Source organism: Streptomyces sp. NPDC048604 (assembly GCF_043199435.1).
In the GTDB taxonomy this organism is placed as follows: domain Bacteria; phylum Actinomycetota; class Actinomycetes; order Streptomycetales; family Streptomycetaceae; genus Streptomyces.
The window spans coordinates 374,493-394,533 of the sequence record NZ_JBICVX010000002.1 but is presented as its reverse complement, the minus strand read 5'-3'; the positions used below and the strand labels follow the sequence as shown (position 1 = coordinate 394,533).

Sequence of the window (20,041 nt, the reverse complement as noted above, 5' to 3'; positions counted from 1 at the left end):
CCGTTCCCAGGAGGCCACGAAGTGACCGCCCGACCGCCCGCGCGCAAGACGGCCCGGAAGACGACCGACCAGGAGATCCCGACCGTGAGGAAGGCGGACGAGAAGCGGGGGCCGAAGAAGCCGCCCGCGCCTCGGACGGAGAAGCCCGCCGACCCGCCCGCGACCGACGGCAGGGCCGACGCGGGGCGCGGACTGCGTCGCGCCCCCGCACTCGACCCGGGCGAGCGGGGCCGGCTGCTGGCCGGCGAGCACCACGACCCGCACGCGCTGCTCGGGGCGCACCCGGTGCGCGGCGGGGTGCTGTTCCGGGTGCTGCGGCCGTACGCCCGGCAGGTCACGCTGGTGACCAAGGGACGCCGGGTCGAGCTGCACGACGAGGGCGACGGCCTGTTCACCGGCGTGCTGCCGCTGTTGCGCAAGGTCCCCGCGTACGAGCTGCGGGTCCGCTACGACGGCGACGAGGTCGGGTTCGACGACCCGTACCGCTTCCTGCCCGCGCTCGGCGAGTTCGATCTGCACCTGATCGGCGAGGGCCGGCACGAGCAGCTGTGGACGGCGCTCGGCGCGCGCACGATGACCCACGAGGGCGTGGTCGGCACCCGCTTCACGGTCTGGGCGCCGAACGCCCGGGGAGTGCGGCTCGCCACCGACTTCACCTACTGGGACGGCACCGGGTTCCCGATGCGTTCGCTGGGTTCGACCGGCGTGTGGGAGCTGTTCGTGCCCGGGATCGGCGAGGGCACCCTGTACAAGTTCGACATCACCCGCCCCGACGGCAGCCACACCCTGCGCGCCGACCCGATGGCCCGGCGCACGGAGTGCCCGCCGAACACGGCCTCGGTGGTGACCGCCTCGCACCACGAGTGGAGCGACCAGGAGTGGATGGCGCGCCGCGGCGCCCGCCCGCACCACGAGGCCCCGCTCTCGGTGTACGAGGTCCATCTGCCGTCCTGGCGGCCCGGACTGACGTATCGCCAGCTGGCCGAGCAACTGCCCGCGTACGTGCGGGACCTCGGCTTCACGCACGTCGAGTTCATGCCGGTCTCCGAGCACCCCTTCGGCGGCTCCTGGGGCTACCAGGTGACCGGGTTCTACGCGCCGACCGCGCGCATGGGCACCCCGGACGACTTCAAGTTCCTCGTCGACGCGCTGCACCGGGCCGGGATCGGTGTCCTGATGGACTGGGTGCCGGCCCACTTCCCGCGCGACGACTGGGCGCTGGCCGAGTTCGACGGCCGTCCGCTGTACGAGCACGAGGACCCGCGCCGCTCGGCCCATCCCGACTGGGGCACGCTGGAGTTCGACTACGGCCGCACCGAGGTGCGGAACTTCCTCGTCGCCAACGCGGTGTACTGGTGCGAGGAGTTCCACATCGACGGACTGCGCGTGGACGCGGTCGCCTCGATGCTGTACCTCGACTACTCGCGCGAGTACGGCGAGTGGCTGCCCAACGAGCACGGGGGCCGGGAGAACCCGGACGCGGTGCGGTTCCTGCAGGAGATGAACGCCACCGTCTACCGGCGCTGCCCCGGCGTCGTCACCTTCGCCGAGGAGTCCACCGCCTGGGACGGCGTGACCCGGGCGACGGACCACGTCGGGCCGGGCGGCTTCGGCGGGCTCGGCTTCGGCATGAAGTGGAACATGGGCTGGATGCACGACTCCCTCGGCTACATGTCCAAGGACCCGGTGCACCGCAAGTACCACCACAACGAGATGACCTTCTCGATGGTGTACGCGTACAGCGAGAACTACATCCTGCCGATCTCGCACGACGAGGTCGTCCACGGCAAGCAGGCCCTGGTCTCGAAGATGCCCGGCGACTGGTGGCAGCAGCGCGCCAACCACCGCGCCTACCTGGGCTTCATGTGGGCCCACCCCGGCAAGCAACTCCTTTACATGGGACAGGAGTTCGCGCAGGGTTCGGAGTGGTCGGCGGACCACGGCCCGGACTGGTGGCTGCTCGACCCGGCGTACGGGGCGGAGCCCGACCACCGGGGCGTGCGGGACCTGGTCCGCGACCTGAACACGGTGTACGCGGCGACGCCGGCGCTCTGGGAGCGGGACACCGTCCCGGAGGGCTTCTCCTGGGTGGCCGGCGACGCGGCGGAGGACAACGTCTTCGCCTTCCTGCGGTACGACGCGGAGGGCTCGCCGCTGCTGGCCGTCTCCAACTTCTCGCCGGTGGTCCGGCACGACTACCGGCTCGGGGCGCCGGACCAGCCGGCGGCCTGGGCCGAGGTGCTGAACACGGACGCGGCGCGGTACGGCGGCGGGGACGTGGTGGGCACGGACCCGGTGAAGACCGAGTCCGTGCCCTGGCACGGCCGCCCGGCGAGCGTCCGGCTGACGCTGCCGCCGCTCGCGACGGTCTGGCTCAGGCCCGCGTAGGGCTCAGGCCCGCCTGATGACGCCGAGCCGCTGAGTGGCCCGGGTCAGCGCCACGTACAGGTCGTTGGTGCCGTGCGTGGCGCCGGCCCGGATCGCGTCCGGGTCGACGACGAGGACCGTGTCGAACTCCAGGCCCTTGGCCTGAAGGGGGTCGAGCAGCACGACGGGTCGCGTCAGGTCGGGGACGGGCCCGTGGGCGGCGTCCGGGAGGGCCGCGATCAGCTCTGCGTGCAGCTCGGGCGGCGCGATCACGGCGAGCCGACCCTCGCCGGGCAGCTCGGCGGCCACCGCGTCGGCGGCCTCCTTCACCGGGTCCTCCACCGCCCGGTCCCAGGGCGCCACGCCCGTGGAGCGGACCGAGCGCGGCGGCTCGAAGCCCGGGTCGGCCTCGCGCCGCACCTCGGCGGCGACGGCCATGATCTCGGCCGGGGTGCGGTAGTTGACGCCGAGCCGTACATGCTCCCAGCGGTCCTCGACGTACGGGCCGAGGATGTCCTGCCAGGAGCCCACGCCGGCCGGGTCGCCGGTCTGGGCGGGGTCGCCGACCAGGGTCATCGACCGGGTGGGGCTGCGGCGCATCAGCAGCCGCCACATCATCGCGGACAGCTCCTGCGCCTCGTCGACGATGATGTGCCCGAAGGCCCAGGTGCGGTCGACGGCGGCGCGTTCGGCGGCGCTGCGGTGGTCGGCCTCCTCGTGCCGTTCGGCGAAGCGCTCGGCGTCGATGATGTCGTGGGCGGAGAGCACCTCGGAGGCGTCCTTGTCGAGCTCCTCCTTGTCCTCGAACTCGTAGGTCCGGGAGGCGTACGAGACGTCGAGGACGCCCTGCGCGTACTGCACCGCCCGCAGCCGCTCGGCCTGTTCGGCGCGGCGGGCGGCGGAGTCGTCCTCGCCGAGGAGCTCGGCGGCCTCGTCGAGCAGCGGCACGTCGGCGGGGGTCCAGGGGCCGCCGGCCGGCCGCCGGATCACGTCGAGGTCCTGCTCGTCGTCCAGATGGACCGGCTCGGCGAGGTAGTCGGCGAGGAACTCCTGCGGGGTGAGCGGCGGCCAGAGCGTGTCGATCGCGGTGTGCACGTCGGGGTTGGCGGCGATGCCCTTGGCGAGCAGGGCCAGGTCGTCGGGGCCGAGGAAGTTGGGGCCGCCGTAGGGGTCGGCGCCGATCCGGTCGGCGAGCTGCTCGGCGAGCGCGTCGAGGATCCGGAACACGAAGTACGGGCGGGCGAGGTTGTGCGGCAGCAGCGTCTCGCGGGCCTTGTGGCGGGCTTCGAGGGCCATGTCCCAGTCGATGACCAGGTCGCCGTCCTCGTGCGGGACGACCAGGGGCTCGCCGCGCTCGGGGACCTGCTGGCGGTCGCGCAGGGCGCGGGCCAGGGCGTCGGCCATGGCGGCGGAACCCTTGACGGCGGCGGCGCGGGGGGTGTCCGTACCGGTGGCGCGGACGCCGGGGAACAGCTCGCCGGGGGTGGCGAGCAGCACGCCGGTCTCGCCGAGCGACGGCAGGACGTTGCCGATGTAGCCGAGGAAGGCGGGGTTGGGGCCGACGATGAGCACGGCGCGCTTGGCGAGCTGCTCGCGGTGGGCGTAGAGCAGGTACGCGGCGCGGTGCAGGGCGACGGCGGTCTTGCCGGTGCCGGGGCCGCCCTCGACGACGAGGACGCCGCGGTGCGGGGAGCGGATGATGTGGTCCTGCTCGGCCTGGATGGTCTGCACGATGTCGTGCATCCGGCCGGTGCGGGCGGCGTCCAGGGCGGCGAGCAGCACCTCGTCGGCGTCGCGGCTCTCGTGGCCGGTGCGGGTGGCGTCGGCGAGGTCCAGGACCTCGTCGTGCAGCGAGACGACCTCGCGGCCCTGGGTGGTGAGGTGCCTGCGGCGGCTGAGCCCCATGGGCTCGTACCCGGTCGCGAGATAGAACGGCCGGGCGACGTCGGCGCGCCAGTCGACGACGAGCGGGGTGCGCTGCTCGTCGTCCGCGCGCAGGCCGAGGCGGCCGATGTGGTGGTCGCGGCCGTCGCGGAAGACCAGCCGGCCGAAACAGAGCCCGGACTCACCGGCGTTGTACGCGGCGAGCAGCCCCGACTGCTCGGCGACCAGCACATCCCGCTCCCGGCGCGCCTGCATGGTCCCGCCGGGCACCGACCGGAGCGCCTCGGAGACGGCGCGTTCGGCCTGGTCGCGCAGGTCGTCGAGGCGTGCGTAGAGACCGGTGATGAATTGCTGTTCGTTCCGGAATTCCTCGGTTGACAATTCGACTCCCGCCGCGATACAGTGCGTTTACTGAATGGTGAGCATGCACATTTCCGTACACACGCAGAGCCACTCAATATAGCCCGCGAATTACCTCGACTGCAATTCTAGGTCGGGGTATTTTTGTGCGCCATGGGGAGTCGTTCAGCAGCCGTCGAGCTGCTCAGATCATGTGGCGCGGAGTCGATCGACCACCCGGGCGGCACACTGCTGGCCCACCTGGAGCGGGTCGAGTCCCGGCTGGCGTCCTGGGGCGCCCGGGAGTCGTTGCGGCTTGCGGGCCTCTGCCACGCCTTCTACGGCACGGACGGCTTCGCACAGGTCCTGCTGCCGCTGGAGCGGCGCGCGGTCCTGCGGGAGGCGATCGGCGAACAGGCCGAGGAGCTGGTCCACTTCTACGCTAGCTGCGACCGTGAGTTCTCGTACGCGGGCCTCGCCGATCCCTCGGGCCGGTTCCGCAACCGCTTCACCGGCGAGGAGTACGCGCCCTCCGCCCGGCAGCGCGCGGATTTCGCGGAACTCACGGCGGCCAACGAGCTGGACGTGCTCGCCATGAACGCGACGTTCCGGCAGAAGTACAGCGCTCCGCTGCAGCGGCTGTTCGACGGCTGGCACCTGCTGCTCAGCGAGCCGGCCGTCGCGTACACGCGCGCATTCCTGTCGGGCGGACCAGGGCCCGGCCGGCCCTGATCCGCCCGGCGGGCCCCGGTCCGTTCAATCCCACTGTTCGTCGGCGAGGGACTCGACCGGCTGCGGCTTGCCGATGAGGGCCAGGGCGCTGAAGAAGCCGATCTGGCCGATGGCGACCGTCAGGGTGGCCAGCGCCTTCTCGTCGTAGTGCCGCGCCGCCTCGGCGTAGACCTCGTCGGTCACCCGCTCCCGCCCGTGCGGGGCCGGCTGGAAGGTCGCCTCGGCCAGGGCCAGCGCCGCGCGCTCCGCGTCGGTGAAGTACGGGGCGTCCTGCCAGGAGGCGACCGCGGTGATGCGGGTCTCCGACTCGCCGGCCTTCCGCAGGAACGCCGTGTTGAGCATCGTCAGATAGGTGTTGTGGACGATCTGCCCGGCGCGCAGGTGGATCAGGTTGATCGTGGTGCGCGGCACGGACTGGTTGCCCGTGGCCCGGAAGAGCGCGGCGCTGACGTCCTTCAGCTCGGGAACGTAGCGGCCGGGGTCGGACATCCGGGAGATCGAGTGCGTGGTGGTCATGAGGGGCTCCTTCGCGGCTTCCTGTTCGGCGTCTTCACTGCACTGACGGATGCGGGAAGGAAGATGTGACCGGTCCGGAGGAATTGTTTTCCGCGGCCTTCCGCTCACCCCTCCAGGACGTCCCGCAGCTCCTCCAGGAGCTTGCGCTTCGGGCGCGCGCCGACGATCGACCGGACCGGCTCGCCGCCGCGGAAGACCATCAGGGTCGGGGTGGCCATCACGCCGTACTTCAGTGAGACGTCCGGGTTCCGGTCCACGTCGAGCTCGACGATCTTCAGGCGGTCCGCCTCCTCCTGCGCGACGGCCGCGAGCACCGGGGTGAGCTGGCGGCAGGGGCCGCACCAGTCCGCGGTGAACTTCACCAGGACCGGCCGGTCCGCGCCCAGCACCTCCGCCTCGAAGTCCCCGCTCGTCACCTCGGCCACGCCGTACGTCCGTGTCGTCATCGTTCAGCCTCCCAGTTCGCATGCGGGCTCCGGGCCGCCCGGCAACTCGGCCTCGGCCCGCAGCAGTTGTGCCGCCACCTGCTCCCGCGCCTCCTGGAGCCGGTCGATCATTCCGTCGAGCTCGGCGAGCTTGCGCCGGTACACGTCGATCGAGGCCGGGCAGGAGTCGCCCGCCGGATGCCCCGCCTGCAGGCACTCCACGAACGGCCGGGTCTCCTCCAGTTCGAACCCGAAGTCCTGCAGGGCCCGGATCTCCCGGAGCAGCCGCAGGTCCTCCTCGTCGTACTCGCGGTACCCGTTCTCCGTCCGCCGGGCGGGCAGAAGCCCCCGGGACTCGTAGTACCGCAGAGCCCGTGTGGTGGTTCCGGCCCGTTCGGCCAGCTCGCCGATGCGCATGCGTACGAACGTATGCCTTGACCCCGACGTCAAGGCAAGCGCTCCCGGCGCGCGGGCCCCACCGTGGTAGGCAGGGCTCATGAACCACGCCGAACTGCTGGACTTCCTGCGCAGCCACAAGCTCGCCGTCGAGGCGTCCGTCACTTCGGACGGCACACCGCAGGCGGCGGTCGTCGGCTACGCGGTCTCCGACGACCTGGAGCTCGTCTTCGACACGCTGGAGTCGTCGCGCAAGTTCCACAACCTGAGCACCGACCCCCGGATCGCGCTGGTCATCGGCTGGGGCGACACGACCCTCCAGCTGGAGGGCCTCGCCGACTTCCCGCTCGGCCCGGAACGGGACCGGCTGCAGGAGATGTACTTCGCCACCTACCCGGACGGCCGCGACCGCCTCGCCTGGCCGGGCATCACGTTCGTCCGCGTACGGCCGCGCTGGGTGCGGTACAGCGACTTCGCGCAGGAGCCGGCGGCGATCGAGGAGATGACGCTGTAGAGCCGCCCGGTCGGGCCGGGCCGTCGCGTCGGGCGCGGAAACCCGCTGGCCCGGCGGGCGGACGGGGCGCAGACTCGTCCGCATGACTGACACGGACCTCACGACCGGCATGGACGCGTTCCGCGAGGAGGCCGCCGCCTGGGCGGCCGGCGGGTCCGGCGAGGCGGCGCGGGAGCTGGCCGCGCGGCTGGGCGTGCGGACGGTGGTGCTGCTTGAGGGGCGCAGCGACGTCGCGGCGGTGGAGGCGCTGGCCGCGGGCCGGGGCCGGGACCTGGCGGCCGAGGGGGTGTGCGTCCTTGCGATGGGCGGGGCGATGAGCGTGGGCCGCTTCGCGCCGCTGCTCGGGCCGGCCGGACTGGGGCTCCGGCTCGCCGGGCTGTGCGACGAGGCGGAGCGCGGGTACTACGCCCGCGGCTGGGAGCGGGCGGGGGCGGCGGAGCAGGGGTACTTCGTCTGCTCCGCCGACCTGGAGGACGAGCTGATCCGCGCGCTGGGCGCGCCCGGCGTGGCGGAGCTGGTCCGCCGGGAGGGCGACCTGCGGGCCCTGCAGACGTTCCGGCGGCAGCCGGCCCAGCAGGGCCGGGCCCCGGAGCGGCAGCTGCGGCGCTTCCTCGGCACGAAGAAGGGCCGCAAGATCCGGTACGGCCGGGTGCTGGTCGAAGCCGCCCTTGACCAGGGCCGGGTCCCGGCCCCGCTGGACGCCCTGCTGGCCGCGCTCTGAGGACCTTGGAACCGGTGCTCTCCGACGACGAGTCGACCACGTCGGACGGTCCGCACGTGTGACTGCGGAGAAGAACGGCCCCGGTCGCTTCGCGCGACCGGGGCCGTCCCGTGCCCGGGGCCCGGACCCGGCTCAAGGCCCGGGACCCGGGAGCCGTCAGACGGCTGCCGGGGTCTTGCCCCCGCCGTCGCCGACACCTCCCTGGCCGGCGTCGGCGTCACCGACGCCGCCGTCGGCCCGCTGGTCCGGCAGTTCGCCGGCCGCCGGGACGGCGGCGTGGTCGTCGACGAGCGTCGTCTCGTCGAAGGGGACCTTGCCCGCCAGGACCTCGGTCACCCGTGCCCGGTCGATTTCCTTCGTCCACGTACCGACGAGCACCGTCGCGACCGCGTTGCCGGCGAAGTTCGTCAGCGCGCGGGCCTCGCTCATGAAGCGGTCGATGCCGACGATCAGGCCGACGCCGTCGACCAGTTCGGGGCGGTGCGACTGCAGGCCGCCGGCGAGCGTGGCCAGGCCCGCGCCGGTGACGCCGGCCGCGCCCTTGGAGGCGATGATCATGAAGACCAGCAGGGAGACCTGCTCGCCGAGCGACAGCGGGTCGCCCATCGCCTCGGCGACGAAGAGCGAGGCCATCGTCAGGTAGATCGCGGTGCCGTCGAGGTTGAAGGAGTAGCCGGTCGGCACGGTGATGCCGACGACCGGCTTGGAGACGCCCAGGTGCTCCATCTTCGCGATCAGCCGCGGCAGCGCCGACTCGGACGAGGAGGTGGACAGGATCAGCAGGAACTCCCGGCCCAGGTACTTCAGCAGGCTGAGGATGTTCATCCCGGCGACCAGCCGCAGCAGCGCGCCGAGCACCAGGAAGACGAAGACCGCGCAGGTGAGATAGAAGCCGATCATGATGACGGCGAGCGACTTGAGCGCGTCGAGACCGGTCGCGCCGACCACGGCGGCGATCGCGCCGAAGGCGCCGACCGGAGCCACCCACATGATCATGGCGAGAATGCGGAAGACCAGGCGCTGGATGTGCCCGATGCCGCGCAGGATCGGTTCGCCGGTGCGGCCCATGGCCTGCAGCGCGAAGCCGGCGAGCAGGGCGACGAGCAGGGTCTGCAGGACCTCGCCCTCGGTGAAGGCGGAGACGAGGGTGGTCGGGATGACGCCGAGCAGGAAGTCCGCGGTGGACTCGCTGGCGCCGGCGGCCTGCTGCGAGCCGGCCTCCGCGACCTCCTTGGTGAGGTGCAGTCCGGAGCCCGGCTCCAGGAGGTTGCCGACGAGCAGGCCGATCGCGAGGGCGACGGTGGACATCACCAGGAAGTAGCCGAGGGCGAGCCCGCCGACCGCGCCGACCTTGGCGGCCTTGCGGACCGAGCCGACGCCCAGCACGATCGTGCAGAAGATGATCGGCGAGATCATCATCTTGATCAGGTTCACGAACCCGGTGCCCAGCGGCTTGAGCTCGACGGCGACCCCCGGCGCCACGAAGCCGACGACGATGCCGAGCAGTACGGCGCCGATCACGGCGAGATAGAGATAGTGGGTGCGGTCCCGTCTTGCGGCCACGGGGTCCTCCTCTGCTGAAACGGCGTCCACGTCCCGGTGGATCCCCGCGACTATCCATCACCCTGTGACCCAGGTCACCGTTGCGTTCCTTTCGTTCACGCATTTCCCGCGCGGTTTCCGGCCAGGCACACTGAGGCGCATGCGCATACCCGTCCCCCGGCCCCGGAGCCTCGCCGGCCAGCTCTTCGCGATGCAGGTCGTGCTGGTCGCCGCGGTGGTCGCGGGCTGCGCGGTGTTCGCGTATCTGACCGACCGGGCGCAGGCCGAGGAGACGGCGCGCCGGCAGTCGACGGCGACGGCGTCCGCGGTCGCGAAGTCGCCGGCGGTCGTGGCGGCGGCGCGGTCCGAGGATCCGACGGGGCGGCTCCAGCCGTACACGGAGGCGCTGCGGAAGGACGCCGGGGTCACGTTCGTGGTGATCATGGCACCGGACGGGACGCGGTGGACGCACCCGGAGGCGACCGAGATCGGCCGCACGTACCTCGGCCACATCGAGCCGGCGGTCCACGGCCGGATCTTCTCGGAGACGCACCTGGGCGTGCTCGGACCGTCGGTCCGTACGGTCGCCCCGGTGTACGACGGCGGGCGGGTCGTCGCGCTGGTCAGCGCGGGCATCACCATCGAGAAGATCAGCGAGCAGGTACGGGAGCAGGTGACGGCGCTGCTCGGCATGGCCGGCGCGGCGCTGGTGCTCGGCGGCGCCGGCACGTACTGGATCAACGCGCGGCTGCGGCGGCACACGCACGGGATGAACGCGACCGAGCTGAGCCGGATGCACGACTACCACGAGGCCGCGCTGCACGCGGTGAGCGAGGGTCTGGTGATGCTGGACGGGCAGCGGCGGATCGCCCTGATCAACGACGGGGCCCGGGAACTGCTCGGGCTGACGGACGCGGACGTGGTCGGCCGGTCGGCCGCCGAACTGGGGCTGCCGTCCTCGCTGACCGGGGCGCTGCTGTCAGCCGGGCCGCGGGTGGACGAACTGCATCTGACGGCGGACCGGGTGCTGGTCGTCAACACCCGGCCGGTGGTGGGCGGCGAGCGCCGCGGGACCGTGGCGACGCTCCGGGACCGTACTGAACTCCAGGCGCTGTCGGGCGAGTTGGACTCCGAACGGGGCTTCACGCAGGCGCTGCGCTCGCAGGCGCACGAGGCGGCGAACCGGCTGCACACCGTGGTCTCGCTGATCGAACTGGGCCGCGCGGACGAGGCGGTGGAGTTCGCGACGGCGGAACTGGAGCTGGCGCAGGCGCTCACCGACCGGGTGGTCGACGCGGTCGCCGAGCCGGTGCTCGCGGCGTTGCTGCTCGGCAAGGCCGCGCAGGCGAACGAGTCGGGCGTGGAACTGGTGCTGACCGAGGACAGCCGGATCGACGACGGGCTGCTGCCCGGCACGCTGCCGGCGCGCGACCTGGTGACGATCCTGGGCAACCTGATCGACAACGCGGTGGAGGCGGCGAGCGCGGAGGCCCTGGCGTCCCCGGCCGCGCGGGCCCGCGTCACCGTCACCGCGGCGGCCCGCGACGGCGAGCTCCTGGTCCGCGTCGCCGACTCGGGCCCCGGCGTCCCGCCCGACCTCCAGGAGGCCGTCTTCGACCGCGGCTGGTCCACCCGCGGCCCGGGCCGCGGCCTGGGCCTGGCCCTGGTCCGCCAGACGGCCCACCGCCACCGCGGCACGCTCACCCTCACCCCGAACGAGGACGCCGGGGCGACGTTCACGGTCCGCATCCCGCTGGGCGTGGCGGCGGGCGCGGAGGCTTCCGCATGAGCGGGGCCGGGGACGTGATCCGGGTGCTGGTCGTCGAGGACGATCCGGTGGCCGCGGACGCGCATGCGCTGTACGCCGGGCGGGTGCCCGGGTTCGCCGTGGTCGGGGTCGCGCATTCGCGGGCCGCCGCCGTACGGGCGCTGGAGCGGACCGGCGTCGATCTGATCCTGCTCGACCTCTACCTCCCGGACGGGCACGGGCTGCAGCTGCTGCGGGCGCTGCGCGCCGCGGGGCACTCCGCGGACGTCATCGCCGTCACGTCCGCCCGCGACCTCGGGATCGTGCGGGAGGGCGTGTCGCTGGGCGTCGTCCAGTACGTGCTGAAGCCCTTCACCTTCGCCACCCTGCGCGACCGCCTCGCGCGGTACGCGGAGTTCCGCGCCGCAGCCGGCGAGGCGTCCGGGCAGGACGAGGTCGACCGGGCCCTCGCCACCCTCCGCACCCCGCAGCCCGCCGCCCTCCCCAAGGGCCTGAGCGCGCCGACCCTCGAAGCCGTCACGCGCAGCCTGCGCGCCGCGCCCGGCGGGCTGACCGCGGCCGAGGCCGGCGCCGCCGTCGGGATCTCCCGGATCACCGCCCGGCGCTACCTGGAGCACCTGGTCACGGAGGGCCGGGCCGCCCGGGCCCCGCAGTACGGCCAGATCGGCCGCCCCGAACTCCAGTACCGCTGGCTGACCGGCCCCCGGCCCTGACCCCGCGCACCGGTGCGGTTACCCACCGGTTCCCACGTTCCTACAGCTTATGACGTTGGGTGAAGGCACCGTAGCCACAGGTCACTCTCCGCGCCTACGGTGGCGGCGTGCAACCCTCTGTTCCACCCTCCCCGCCGTTCAACGCCCCCGCCGCGCGCCGGCTGCGCGAGGGCCTGGGCATGGCGCCGGGGCATGTCGCGTACGGCCTGCGGGCGCAGTACGGCATGCCCGTCACCCCCGAGACCGTCGTCGCCTGGGAGCGCGGGCAGCTCGCCCCCACCTCCCGTGAGCTGTCGGCCCTCGCCGGCGTGCTCTGGTGCGCCCCCGCCGACCTCCTCGCCGCCGCGACCACGCTCCGGGAACACCGGATGGCGCGCGCCATCCCGCTGGAGGACCTGGCGCGCCGGGTCGCCATGGAGCCGCATGTGTACCGGCGGATGGAGGAGTCCGGCCGCTGGCGCGGCAACGACCGCCAGACCGCGGCACTCGCCGAGACCCTGCAGCTCGACCCGCGCGCCCTGCTTACCGCCACCGGCCGTGACGAGGACCTGGGCCGGGTGCTGCGGGACGCGGCGACGACGCGCTGGCAGGCGTACGTGAAGCCTGCCTCCAAGCTGCTGCCGCTGCCCCGCCCGGCGCTGGAGGGCGCGCTGCAGCGGCTGCACAGCGAGTACCACGCCAGGATGGCCGCGACCAGCAGCTGGGGCGCGTCCGCCGGCAGCGGCGACGAGGGCCGGGCGTACCTGGAGGAGATCGTCGACCACTTCTGGGACGCGGTCGGCTGACCCGCCCGCTATTTCCTGCGGTCGAAGCTGAACAGCTGACCGCGCCGGCCCCGCGCGTCGTCCGCGCAGGCGGCGGTCTCCAGCCGTGACCAGGGCGCGCGCAGGTCGCCCGTAACCGTGACGCACAGCGCGGAGTCGCCGGGCCGGATCCGGTAGCCCTGGACCGGCGTGCCGTACGGTTCCAGGCGGAAGGTTTCCGTACGGCCCCGCTCGCCGCACTCCGAGTCGTGCAGCGGGGCGGCGGCCTTGACCGAGGCGCCGGGCACTCCGGAGCAGCCGGGGCCGAACTCGGGGTGGTGGGTGACCAGCCGCCAGTGGCCGCTGTCCGCGCCGGTGAGCGGCAGCAGCTCGTACCGGGGGACGTCCGCGCCGGCGCATTCGCGCTGGTACACCTGGCCGCTGCGGTCGCCCGCCCTCTCGCCGAGGCAGAGTCCGGACTCCAGCGAGCGGATCAGGACCTGCCCGGCGCCGGGCGTGACCGGCTGCCCCACCACGCGCTGCACGCCGTCCCGGACGAGGGTGACCACGCTGATGACGGCGAGCACGAGCGCCGTGACGGCGACGAGCCCGACGAGCAGCCGGGGTGCGCGGGAACGGCGGGCGGGGGTGAGGGGTGAGGATGCCGTGCGGTCCGCGGGTGCGGGGTCCGGCTGTGCGGGGCTGCTCGCCTCCGCCTCCGCCTCCGTCTCTGCCTCGTCCTCGGACGGGCCGGCGCCGGGCTCCCGGTCGCCGGTCTCGGCCGGTACCGACCGCGTTCCGCCCGCCGCCAGCTCCTTGCGCACCGTCAGCCACGCGTCCCGCTCCCCCGGCGGCGTCCCGCAGGCGCGGACGAAGGCGGTGAGCAGTTCCTCGCGGGGCAGTCCCGCCACACGGCCGAGCATGTTGGCCACCGTCGACCTCGGCAGCACGTCGCCGGCCGCCTCCGCCCGCACGGACAGTTCCCGGTACGTGAGGCCCGACCACTCCTTGAGCTCCTGGAGCAGCGCCAGGAACTCGCCCGGGGTCCGCGCCCCCTGTGGATCGGGAGCTCTCTCCCCCGCGCTCATGCGCCCCTCCCCCTTCATCGCCTGTTACCGCCGAGTTGGGACATGTCCCGGACAGGCGTAAGCCTTGTTGATCGAGCGGTGCGACTCAAGAGTAGGGAGTGGCCATTCCGGTCGGGGGGCCGGACCGCCGCCACAACGAGCGGCCCCGCTCGCCCACGGGGGAGACGAGCGGGGCCGCTTGGCGGCAACTGACGGCCGGCGGCCGGGTCAGAAGACGGACTCCGCCTCCGCCATCCGGTCGGCGGGCACGGTCTTCAGCTGGGTGACCGCCTCCGCGAGCGGCACCATCCGGACGTCCGTGCCACGCAGCGCCGTCATCCGCCCGAAGTCGCCGCGGTGCACCGCCTCGACCGCGTGCCAGCCGAACCGCGTGGCGAGCACCCTGTCGTACGCGGTGGGCGTGCCGCCGCGCTGGACATGGCCCAGGATGACCGGCCGGGCCTCCTTGCCGAGGCGCTTCTCCAGTTCGACGGCAAGCCGGTTGCCGATGCCCTGGAAGCGCTCGTGCCCGTACTTGTCGATCTTGCCCTTCTTGTAGTCCATGGTGCCGTCGGCCGGGTGCGCGCCCTCGGCGACGCAGATGACGGCGAACTTCTTGCCGCGCGAGAAGCGTTCCTCGACCATCTTGACCAGGTCCGCCGGGTCGAACGGCCGCTCCGGCAGGCAGATGCCGTGCGCGCCGCCCGCCATTCCGGACTCCAGGGCGATCCAGCCGGCGTGGCGGCCCATCACCTCCACGACCATGACCCGCTGGTGGGACTCGGCGGTGGTCTTGAGCCGGTCCATGGCCTCGGTGGCGACGGTGACGGCGGTGTCGAACCCGAAGGTGCGGTCGGTGGACGAGATGTCGTTGTCGATGGTCTTGGGGACGCCGACGACGGGCATGCCCGCGTCGGAGAGCATCCGGGCCGCGGTGAGCGTGCCCTCGCCGCCGATCGGGATGAGCGCGTCGAGCCCGTACGCGCGCTGCAGCTCCGCGCGGTTCTCGGCGGCCTCGCTGAGCCGGGCGCGCTCCATGCGGGCGGAGCCGAGGATGGTGCCGCCGCGGGCGAGGATGCCACTGACCGCGTTCAGGTCGAGCGGGCGGTAGTGGCCGTCCAGGAGGCCCTTGAAGCCGTCCTCGAAGCCGATGATCTCGTCGTCGTAGCCGGTGGTCGCCCGGTGCACGACCGAGCGGATCACGGCGTTCAGGCCCGGGCAGTCGCCGCCTGCGGTGAGAACTCCGATGCGCATCGTGCGTCGTCTCCTGCTCCGTCCGGGGCCTGACGGACCCGCGATCGTTCCGGGTGGACCGCTTCCGATTCTCACACGGTCGGACCCCGCGTCGCGTCTCCTACTACTCCGCGCCCCTATCCAGGGCCGAGGGTATTGTCAAGAGGGCATTGCCACCCTTACGTGTGTTTCTGGACGGACAGGAGACGACGGCGTGACGCGCAGCGTGTACGTGACCGGAATCGACCGGGGGGACGGCCGGCAGGTCGTCGAGCTGGGCGTCATGGAACTGCTGACCCGGCAGGTGGACCGGGTGGGGGTGTTCCGTCCGCTGGTGCACCACCGTCCCGACCGGCTCTTCGACCTGCTGCGCGCCCGCTACCGGCTGGCCCAGGACCCGGCGTCGGTGTACGGCATGGACTACCACGAGGCCGCCGCGCTCCAGGCCGAGCGGGGCACCGACGAGCTGGTGTCGACGCTGGTGGAGAAGTACCTGGCGGTGGCCCGGGAGTACGAGGTGGTGCTCGTCCTCGGCACCGACTTCGCCGCCACCCAGCTCCCCGACGAACTGGCCCTGAACGCCCGGCTCGCCAACGAGTTCGGCGCGTCGGTGATCCCGGTGGTCGGCGGCAAGGGGCAGCCGGCCGAGTCGGTGCGGGCCGAGGCGCGCAACGCCTTCCGCGCGTACGACGGACTGGGCTGCGACGTCCTGGCGATGGTGGTCAACCGGGTCGCCGCCGACGACCGCGAGCCGATCGCCGAGCGGCTGGCCGCCCGGCTGCCCGTGCCCTGCTACGTGCTGCCCGACGAGCCCGCCCTGTCCGCGCCGACGCTGGCGCAGATCCGGCACGCGCTCGGCGCGGAGACGGTGCTCGGCGACGACGCGGGCCTGGCCCGCGACGCCCTGGACTTCGTGTTCGGCGGCGCGATGCTGCCGAACTTCCTGCCCGCCCTGAAGCCCGGCTCACTGGTCGTCACACCCGGCGACCGGGCCGACCTGGTGGTCGGCGCGATGGCCGCGCACGCGGCCGGCACCCCGCCGATCGCGGGCGTGCTGCTGACCCTGGGCGAGCGGCCCAGCGACGAGATACTCACCCTGGCCGCCCGCCTCGCGCCCGGCACCCCGGTCCTCTCGGTGGCCGGCACCAGCTTCCCCACCGCGGCCGAACTCTTCTCCCTCGAAGGCAAGTTGAGCGCCGCGACGCCCCGCAAGGCGGAGACCGCGCTGGGCCTGTTCGAGCGGCACGTGCCCACCGCCGATCTGCTCAAGCGGCTCTCGGTGGCCCGCAGCGGCCGGGTCACGCCGATGATGTTCGAGCACGACCTCCTCGAGCAGGCGCGCGCCGACCGCCGCCGGGTGGTCCTGCCGGAGGGCACCGAGGAGCGGGTGCTGCGCGCCGCGGACGTGCTGATCCGCCGCGACGTCTGCGATCTCACGCTGCTCGGCGACGTGGAGATCATCCGGAAGCGGGCCGCGGACCTGGGCGTGGACCTGACCGTGCCGTCGGTGCAGCTGATCGACCCGCAGACCTCTGTGCTGCGCGACGCGTTCGCGGAGAAGTACGCGGCGCTGCGCGCCCACAAGGGCGTCACGGTGGAGCTGGCGTACGACGTGGTCTCCGACGTCAACTACTTCGGCACGCTGATGGTCGAGGAGGGGCTGGCCGACGGCATGGTGTCCGGCTCGGTGCACTCCACGGCCGCGACGATCCGGCCCGCCTTCGAGATCATCAAGACCAAGCCTGGGGGTCCCCCCTCCGGGGGAGCCTCGATCGTCTCCTCCGTGTTCTTCATGTGCCTGGCCGACAAGGTCCTGGTGTACGGCGACTGCGCGGTGAACCCTGACCCGAACGCGGAGCAGCTCGCGGACATCGCCGTGCAGTCGGCGGCCACCGCGGCCCGGTTCGGCGTCGAGCCGCGGATCGCGATGCTCTCGTACTCGACCGGCACCTCCGGCTCCGGCGCGGACGTCGACAAGGTGCGCGAGGCGACCCGGCTGGTGCGGGAGTCGCACCCGGAGCTGCGGATCGAGGGCCCGATCCAGTACGACGCGGCCGTCGAGCCGTCCGTCGCCGCCACCAAGCTGCCGGGGTCGGAGGTGGCCGGCCAGGCGACCGTGCTGATCTTCCCGGACCTCAACACCGGCAACAACACGTACAAGGCGGTGCAGCGTTCGGCCGGGGCCGTGGCCGTCGGACCGGTCCTGCAGGGTCTGCGCAAGCCGGTCAACGACCTGTCGCGCGGCGCGCTCGTCAGCGACATCGTCAACACCGTCGCGATCACCGCCATCCAGTCCCAGGGTCAGGAGCTCTCCGTATGACGCCCCCCACGCCGTCGCGCGTCCTCGTTCTCAACTCCGGCTCGTCGTCGGTGAAGTACCAGCTGCTCGACATGAAGGACGGCGCACGGCTCGCGGTCGGCCTGGTGGAGCGGATCGGGGAGGAGACCTCGCGCCTCGTGCACACGCCGCTGCCGGCCGGCGGGGGGATGAAGCGGGAGAAGACCGCCCCGATCGCCGATCACGCGGCGGCCCTGAAGGCGGTCGCCGAGGAGCTGTCGGCGGACGGCTTGGGCCTGGACTCCCCCGAACTGGCCGCGATCGGCCACCGGGTGGTGCACGGCGGGCTGCGGTTCACCGCGCCGACGGTGATCGACGAGGAGGTGCTGGCCGAGATCGAGCGGCTGGTGCCGGTGGCGCCACTGCACAACCCGGCCAACCTGCTCGGCATCCGCACGGCGACGGCGCTGCGGCCCGACCTGCCTCAGGTGGCGGTGTTCGACACGGCGTTCCACACGACGATGCCCGAGCACGCGGCGCGGTACGCGATCGACCTGGAGACGGCGGACGCGTACCGGATCCGCCGCTACGGCTTCCACGGCACCTCGCACGCGTACGTCTCGCGGGCCGCGGCGGCGCTGCTCGGGAAGGCGCCGGAGGAGGTGAACGTCATCGTGCTGCACCTGGGCAACGGGGCGTCGGCCTCGGCGGTGGCGGGCGGCCGCTGCGTGGACACCTCGATGGGTCTGACGCCCCTGGAGGGGCTGGTGATGGGCACCCGGTCCGGCGACGTGGACCCGGCGGTGACGTTCCATCTGGAGCGCGTGGCGGGGATGTCGACGGACGAGATCGACACCCTGCTCAACAAGAAGAGCGGTCTGGTCGGGCTCTGCGGCGACAACGACATGCGGGAGATCCGGCGGCGGATCGACGAGGGCGACGAGCGGGCGCGGCTGGCCTTCGAGGTCTACGTGCACCGGCTGAAGAAGTACATCGGGGCGTACTACGCGGTACTCGGCCGGGTGGACGCGGTCGTGTTCACGGCCGGAGTGGGTGAGAACGCGGCCCCGGTGCGGGAAGCTGCGATCGCGGGTCTGGAGGAGCTGGGCCTCGCGGTGGACGCCGAGCTGAACGCGGTGCGCTCGGACGAACCGCGGCTGATCTCGCCGGACTACGCGCGGGTGGCGGTGGCCGTGGTGCCGACGGACGAGGAGCTGGAGATCGCCCGACAGACCTACGCGCTGGTAGTCGACTGAGCGGACCCCCGCACCTTTGTGCATTCCACCAGACGGAATATTCCGCGATGAAACAAACCGATAGGATCCGCTCATGCGCCGTTCCAAAATCGTCTGTACGCTGGGCCCCGCCGTCGACTCCTACGAGCAGCTGAAAGCGCTGATCGAGGCCGGCATGAACGTGGCCCGATTCAACATGAGCCACGGGACCCAGGCAGAGCACCAGGAGCGGTACGACCGTCTCCGCAGGGCGGCCGCGGACACCGGCCGCGCCGTGGGTGTGCTCGCCGACCTCCAGGGCCCCAAGATCCGTCTGGAAACCTTCGCCGAGGGGCCGGTCGAACTGGTCCGCGGCGACGAGTTCACCATCACCACCGAGGACGTCCCGGGCGACAAGTCCGTCTGCGGCACCACGTACAAGGGGCTGCCGGGCGACGTCTCCAAGGGCGACCAGGTCCTGATCAACGACGGCAACGTCGAACTGCGGGTCGTCGAGGTCGAGGGCCCCCGGGTGAAGACCATCGTCGTCGAGGGCGGGGTCATCTCCGACCACAAGGGCATCAACCTGCCGGGTGCCGCGGTCAACGTCCCGGCCCTGTCCGAGAAGGACGTCGAGGACCTCCGCTTCGCGCTCCGCATGGGCTGCGACATGGTCGCCCTCTCCTTCGTCCGGGACGCCGAGGACGTCAAGGACGTCCACCAGGTGATGGACGACGAGGGCCGCCGGGTCCCGGTCATCGCCAAGGTGGAGAAGCCGCAGGCCGTCGAGAACATGGCGGACGTCGTCGCGGCCTTCGACGCGGTCATGGTGGCCCGCGGCGACCTCGCGGTCGAGTACCCGCTGGAGAAGGTCCCGATGGTGCAGAAGCGCCTCGTGGAGATGTGCCGCCGCAACGCCAAGCCGGTCATCGTCGCCACCCAGATGATGGAGTCGATGATCACCAACTCCCGCCCGACCCGCGCCGAGGCGAGCGACGTCGCCAACGCGATCCTGGACGGCGCTGACGCGGTCATGCTCTCCGCCGAGTCCTCGGTGGGCGCGTATCCGATCGAGACCGTGAAGACGATGTCGAAGATCGTCGCCGCGGCCGAGGAGGAGCTGCTCTCCAAGGGCCTGCAGCCGCTGGTCCCGGGCAAGAAGCCGCGTACCCAGGGCGGCTCCGTCGCCCGCGCGGCCTGCGAGATCGCGGACTTCCTCGACGGCAAGGCGCTGATCGCCTTCACCAAGTCCGGCGACACCGCCCGCCGGCTCTCCCGCTATCGCACCGTCCAGCCGATCCTGGCCTTCACCACGGACGAGACCACCCGCAACCAGCTCACCCTGAGCTGGGGCGTGGAGTCCTTCCTCGCGCCGTTCGTGGAGACCACCGACGCCATGGTCGAACTCGTCGACGCCGCGCTGCTGAAGCTCCAGCGGTACAACGAGGGCGACACCATGGTCATCACCGCCGGTTCGCCCCCCGGCGTCCCCGGCACCACCAACATGGTCCGGGTGCACCACCTGGGCGGCGGTCAGCGCGACTGACCCGCGCGTGACATGACGAGGGCCCCCGTCCGGATCGGACGGG

At 72.5% G+C, this 20,041-nt stretch carries 17 protein-coding genes; 10 read left to right on the top strand and 7 right to left on the bottom strand.

Annotation, left to right across the window (positions count from 1 at the left end; all coding sequences use genetic code 11):
• Positions 1-21: 21 nt before the first annotated feature.
• Positions 22-2,388, top strand: a complete 2,367-nt coding sequence (glgB, locus tag ACGFMM_RS05685; RefSeq protein ID WP_393643444.1) for a 1,4-alpha-glucan branching enzyme — start codon at positions 22-24, stop codon at positions 2,386-2,388.
• A 3-nt stretch (positions 2,389-2,391) separates the two neighbouring features.
• Here glgB and ACGFMM_RS05680 read toward each other — a convergent pair whose 3' ends face one another.
• Entirely contained in the window at positions 2,392-4,632 is a 2,241-nt protein-coding gene (locus ACGFMM_RS05680) for a HelD family protein (protein WP_393643443.1), read from the bottom strand.
• A gap of 132 nt (positions 4,633-4,764) precedes the next feature.
• On the opposite strand from ACGFMM_RS05680, the gene ACGFMM_RS05675 reads away from it, so the two are divergent.
• Positions 4,765-5,322, top strand: a complete 558-nt coding sequence (locus ACGFMM_RS05675) for a DUF6817 domain-containing protein (protein WP_393643441.1) — start codon at positions 4,765-4,767, stop codon at positions 5,320-5,322.
• Between the two features lie 24 nt (positions 5,323-5,346).
• Here ACGFMM_RS05675 and ACGFMM_RS05670 read toward each other — a convergent pair whose 3' ends face one another.
• The 3 genes from ACGFMM_RS05670 to ACGFMM_RS05660 form a co-directional block, all read right to left on the bottom strand.
• On the bottom strand, positions 5,347-5,838 hold the full coding sequence (locus tag ACGFMM_RS05670) for a carboxymuconolactone decarboxylase family protein (protein ID WP_393643439.1): 492 nt from the start codon (positions 5,836-5,838) through the stop codon (positions 5,347-5,349).
• Positions 5,839-5,942: 104 nt separating this feature from the next.
• A complete protein-coding gene (gene trxA / locus ACGFMM_RS05665; protein WP_393643438.1) occupies positions 5,943-6,284 on the bottom strand; it encodes a thioredoxin in 342 nt (113 codons plus the stop codon).
• Between the two features lie 3 nt (positions 6,285-6,287).
• Complete coding sequence (locus ACGFMM_RS05660) at positions 6,288-6,680, bottom strand: MerR family transcriptional regulator (RefSeq protein WP_393643437.1); 393 nt, start codon at positions 6,678-6,680, stop codon at positions 6,288-6,290.
• Between the two features lie 79 nt (positions 6,681-6,759).
• On the opposite strand from ACGFMM_RS05660, the gene ACGFMM_RS05655 reads away from it, so the two are divergent.
• Together ACGFMM_RS05655 and ACGFMM_RS05650 are read left to right on the top strand one after the other, a co-directional pair.
• Positions 6,760-7,173 carry a pyridoxamine 5'-phosphate oxidase family protein gene (locus tag ACGFMM_RS05655; RefSeq protein ID WP_393643436.1) on the top strand — a complete coding sequence of 138 codons (414 nt, stop codon included), beginning with the start codon at positions 6,760-6,762 and terminating at the stop codon, positions 7,171-7,173.
• Between the two features lie 82 nt (positions 7,174-7,255).
• Positions 7,256-7,894 (top strand): TOPRIM nucleotidyl transferase/hydrolase domain-containing protein, encoded by a 639-nt coding sequence (locus tag ACGFMM_RS05650; RefSeq protein ID WP_393643434.1) that lies wholly within the window; start codon positions 7,256-7,258, stop codon positions 7,892-7,894.
• Positions 7,895-8,050: 156 nt separating this feature from the next.
• On the opposite strand, the gene ACGFMM_RS05645 is transcribed toward ACGFMM_RS05650, so the two are convergent.
• The gene (locus ACGFMM_RS05645; RefSeq protein ID WP_393643433.1) at positions 8,051-9,457 is read right to left on the bottom strand and encodes a cation:dicarboxylate symporter family transporter; all 1,407 of its coding nucleotides are present in this window, start codon (positions 9,455-9,457) and stop codon (positions 8,051-8,053) included.
• A 139-nt stretch (positions 9,458-9,596) separates the two neighbouring features.
• Between ACGFMM_RS05645 and ACGFMM_RS05640 the strand changes: the two genes are divergently transcribed.
• The 3 genes from ACGFMM_RS05640 (at position 9,597) to ACGFMM_RS05630 (ending at position 12,702) form a co-directional block, all read left to right on the top strand.
• Complete coding sequence (locus ACGFMM_RS05640) at positions 9,597-11,225, top strand: ATP-binding protein (protein WP_393643431.1); 1,629 nt, start codon at positions 9,597-9,599, stop codon at positions 11,223-11,225.
• The gene (locus ACGFMM_RS05635) at positions 11,222-11,917 is read left to right on the top strand and encodes a response regulator (RefSeq protein ID WP_393643429.1); all 696 of its coding nucleotides are present in this window, start codon (positions 11,222-11,224) and stop codon (positions 11,915-11,917) included. Before ACGFMM_RS05640 ends, ACGFMM_RS05635 begins: the two co-directional genes overlap by 4 nt.
• A 179-nt stretch (positions 11,918-12,096) precedes the next feature.
• Positions 12,097-12,702 carry an XRE family transcriptional regulator gene (locus ACGFMM_RS05630; RefSeq protein ID WP_393643760.1) on the top strand — a complete coding sequence of 202 codons (606 nt, stop codon included), beginning with the start codon at positions 12,097-12,099 and terminating at the stop codon, positions 12,700-12,702.
• A gap of 8 nt (positions 12,703-12,710) precedes the next feature.
• Here the strand turns inward: ACGFMM_RS05630 and ACGFMM_RS05625 are convergent, their stop codons facing one another.
• Together ACGFMM_RS05625 and ACGFMM_RS05620 are read right to left on the bottom strand one after the other, a co-directional pair.
• On the bottom strand, positions 12,711-13,748 hold the full coding sequence (locus ACGFMM_RS05625; RefSeq protein WP_393643427.1) for a helix-turn-helix domain-containing protein: 1,038 nt from the start codon (positions 13,746-13,748) through the stop codon (positions 12,711-12,713).
• A 207-nt stretch (positions 13,749-13,955) separates the two neighbouring features.
• The gene (locus tag ACGFMM_RS05620) at positions 13,956-14,981 is read right to left on the bottom strand and encodes a 6-phosphofructokinase (RefSeq protein ID WP_393643425.1); all 1,026 of its coding nucleotides are present in this window, start codon (positions 14,979-14,981) and stop codon (positions 13,956-13,958) included.
• Positions 14,982-15,174: 193 nt separating this feature from the next.
• On the opposite strand from ACGFMM_RS05620, the gene pta reads away from it, so the two are divergent.
• From pta to pyk, 3 genes are all read left to right on the top strand, one after another.
• Positions 15,175-17,280, top strand: a complete 2,106-nt coding sequence (gene pta / locus ACGFMM_RS05615; RefSeq protein ID WP_393643424.1) for a phosphate acetyltransferase — start codon at positions 15,175-15,177, stop codon at positions 17,278-17,280.
• On the top strand, positions 17,277-18,494 hold the full coding sequence (locus tag ACGFMM_RS05610; protein WP_393643422.1) for an acetate kinase: 1,218 nt from the start codon (positions 17,277-17,279) through the stop codon (positions 18,492-18,494). Before pta ends, ACGFMM_RS05610 begins: the two co-directional genes overlap by 4 nt.
• Positions 18,495-18,567: 73 nt before the next feature.
• On the top strand, positions 18,568-19,998 hold the full coding sequence (gene pyk / locus ACGFMM_RS05605; RefSeq protein WP_393643420.1) for a pyruvate kinase: 1,431 nt from the start codon (positions 18,568-18,570) through the stop codon (positions 19,996-19,998).
• Positions 19,999-20,041 lie beyond the last annotated feature (43 nt).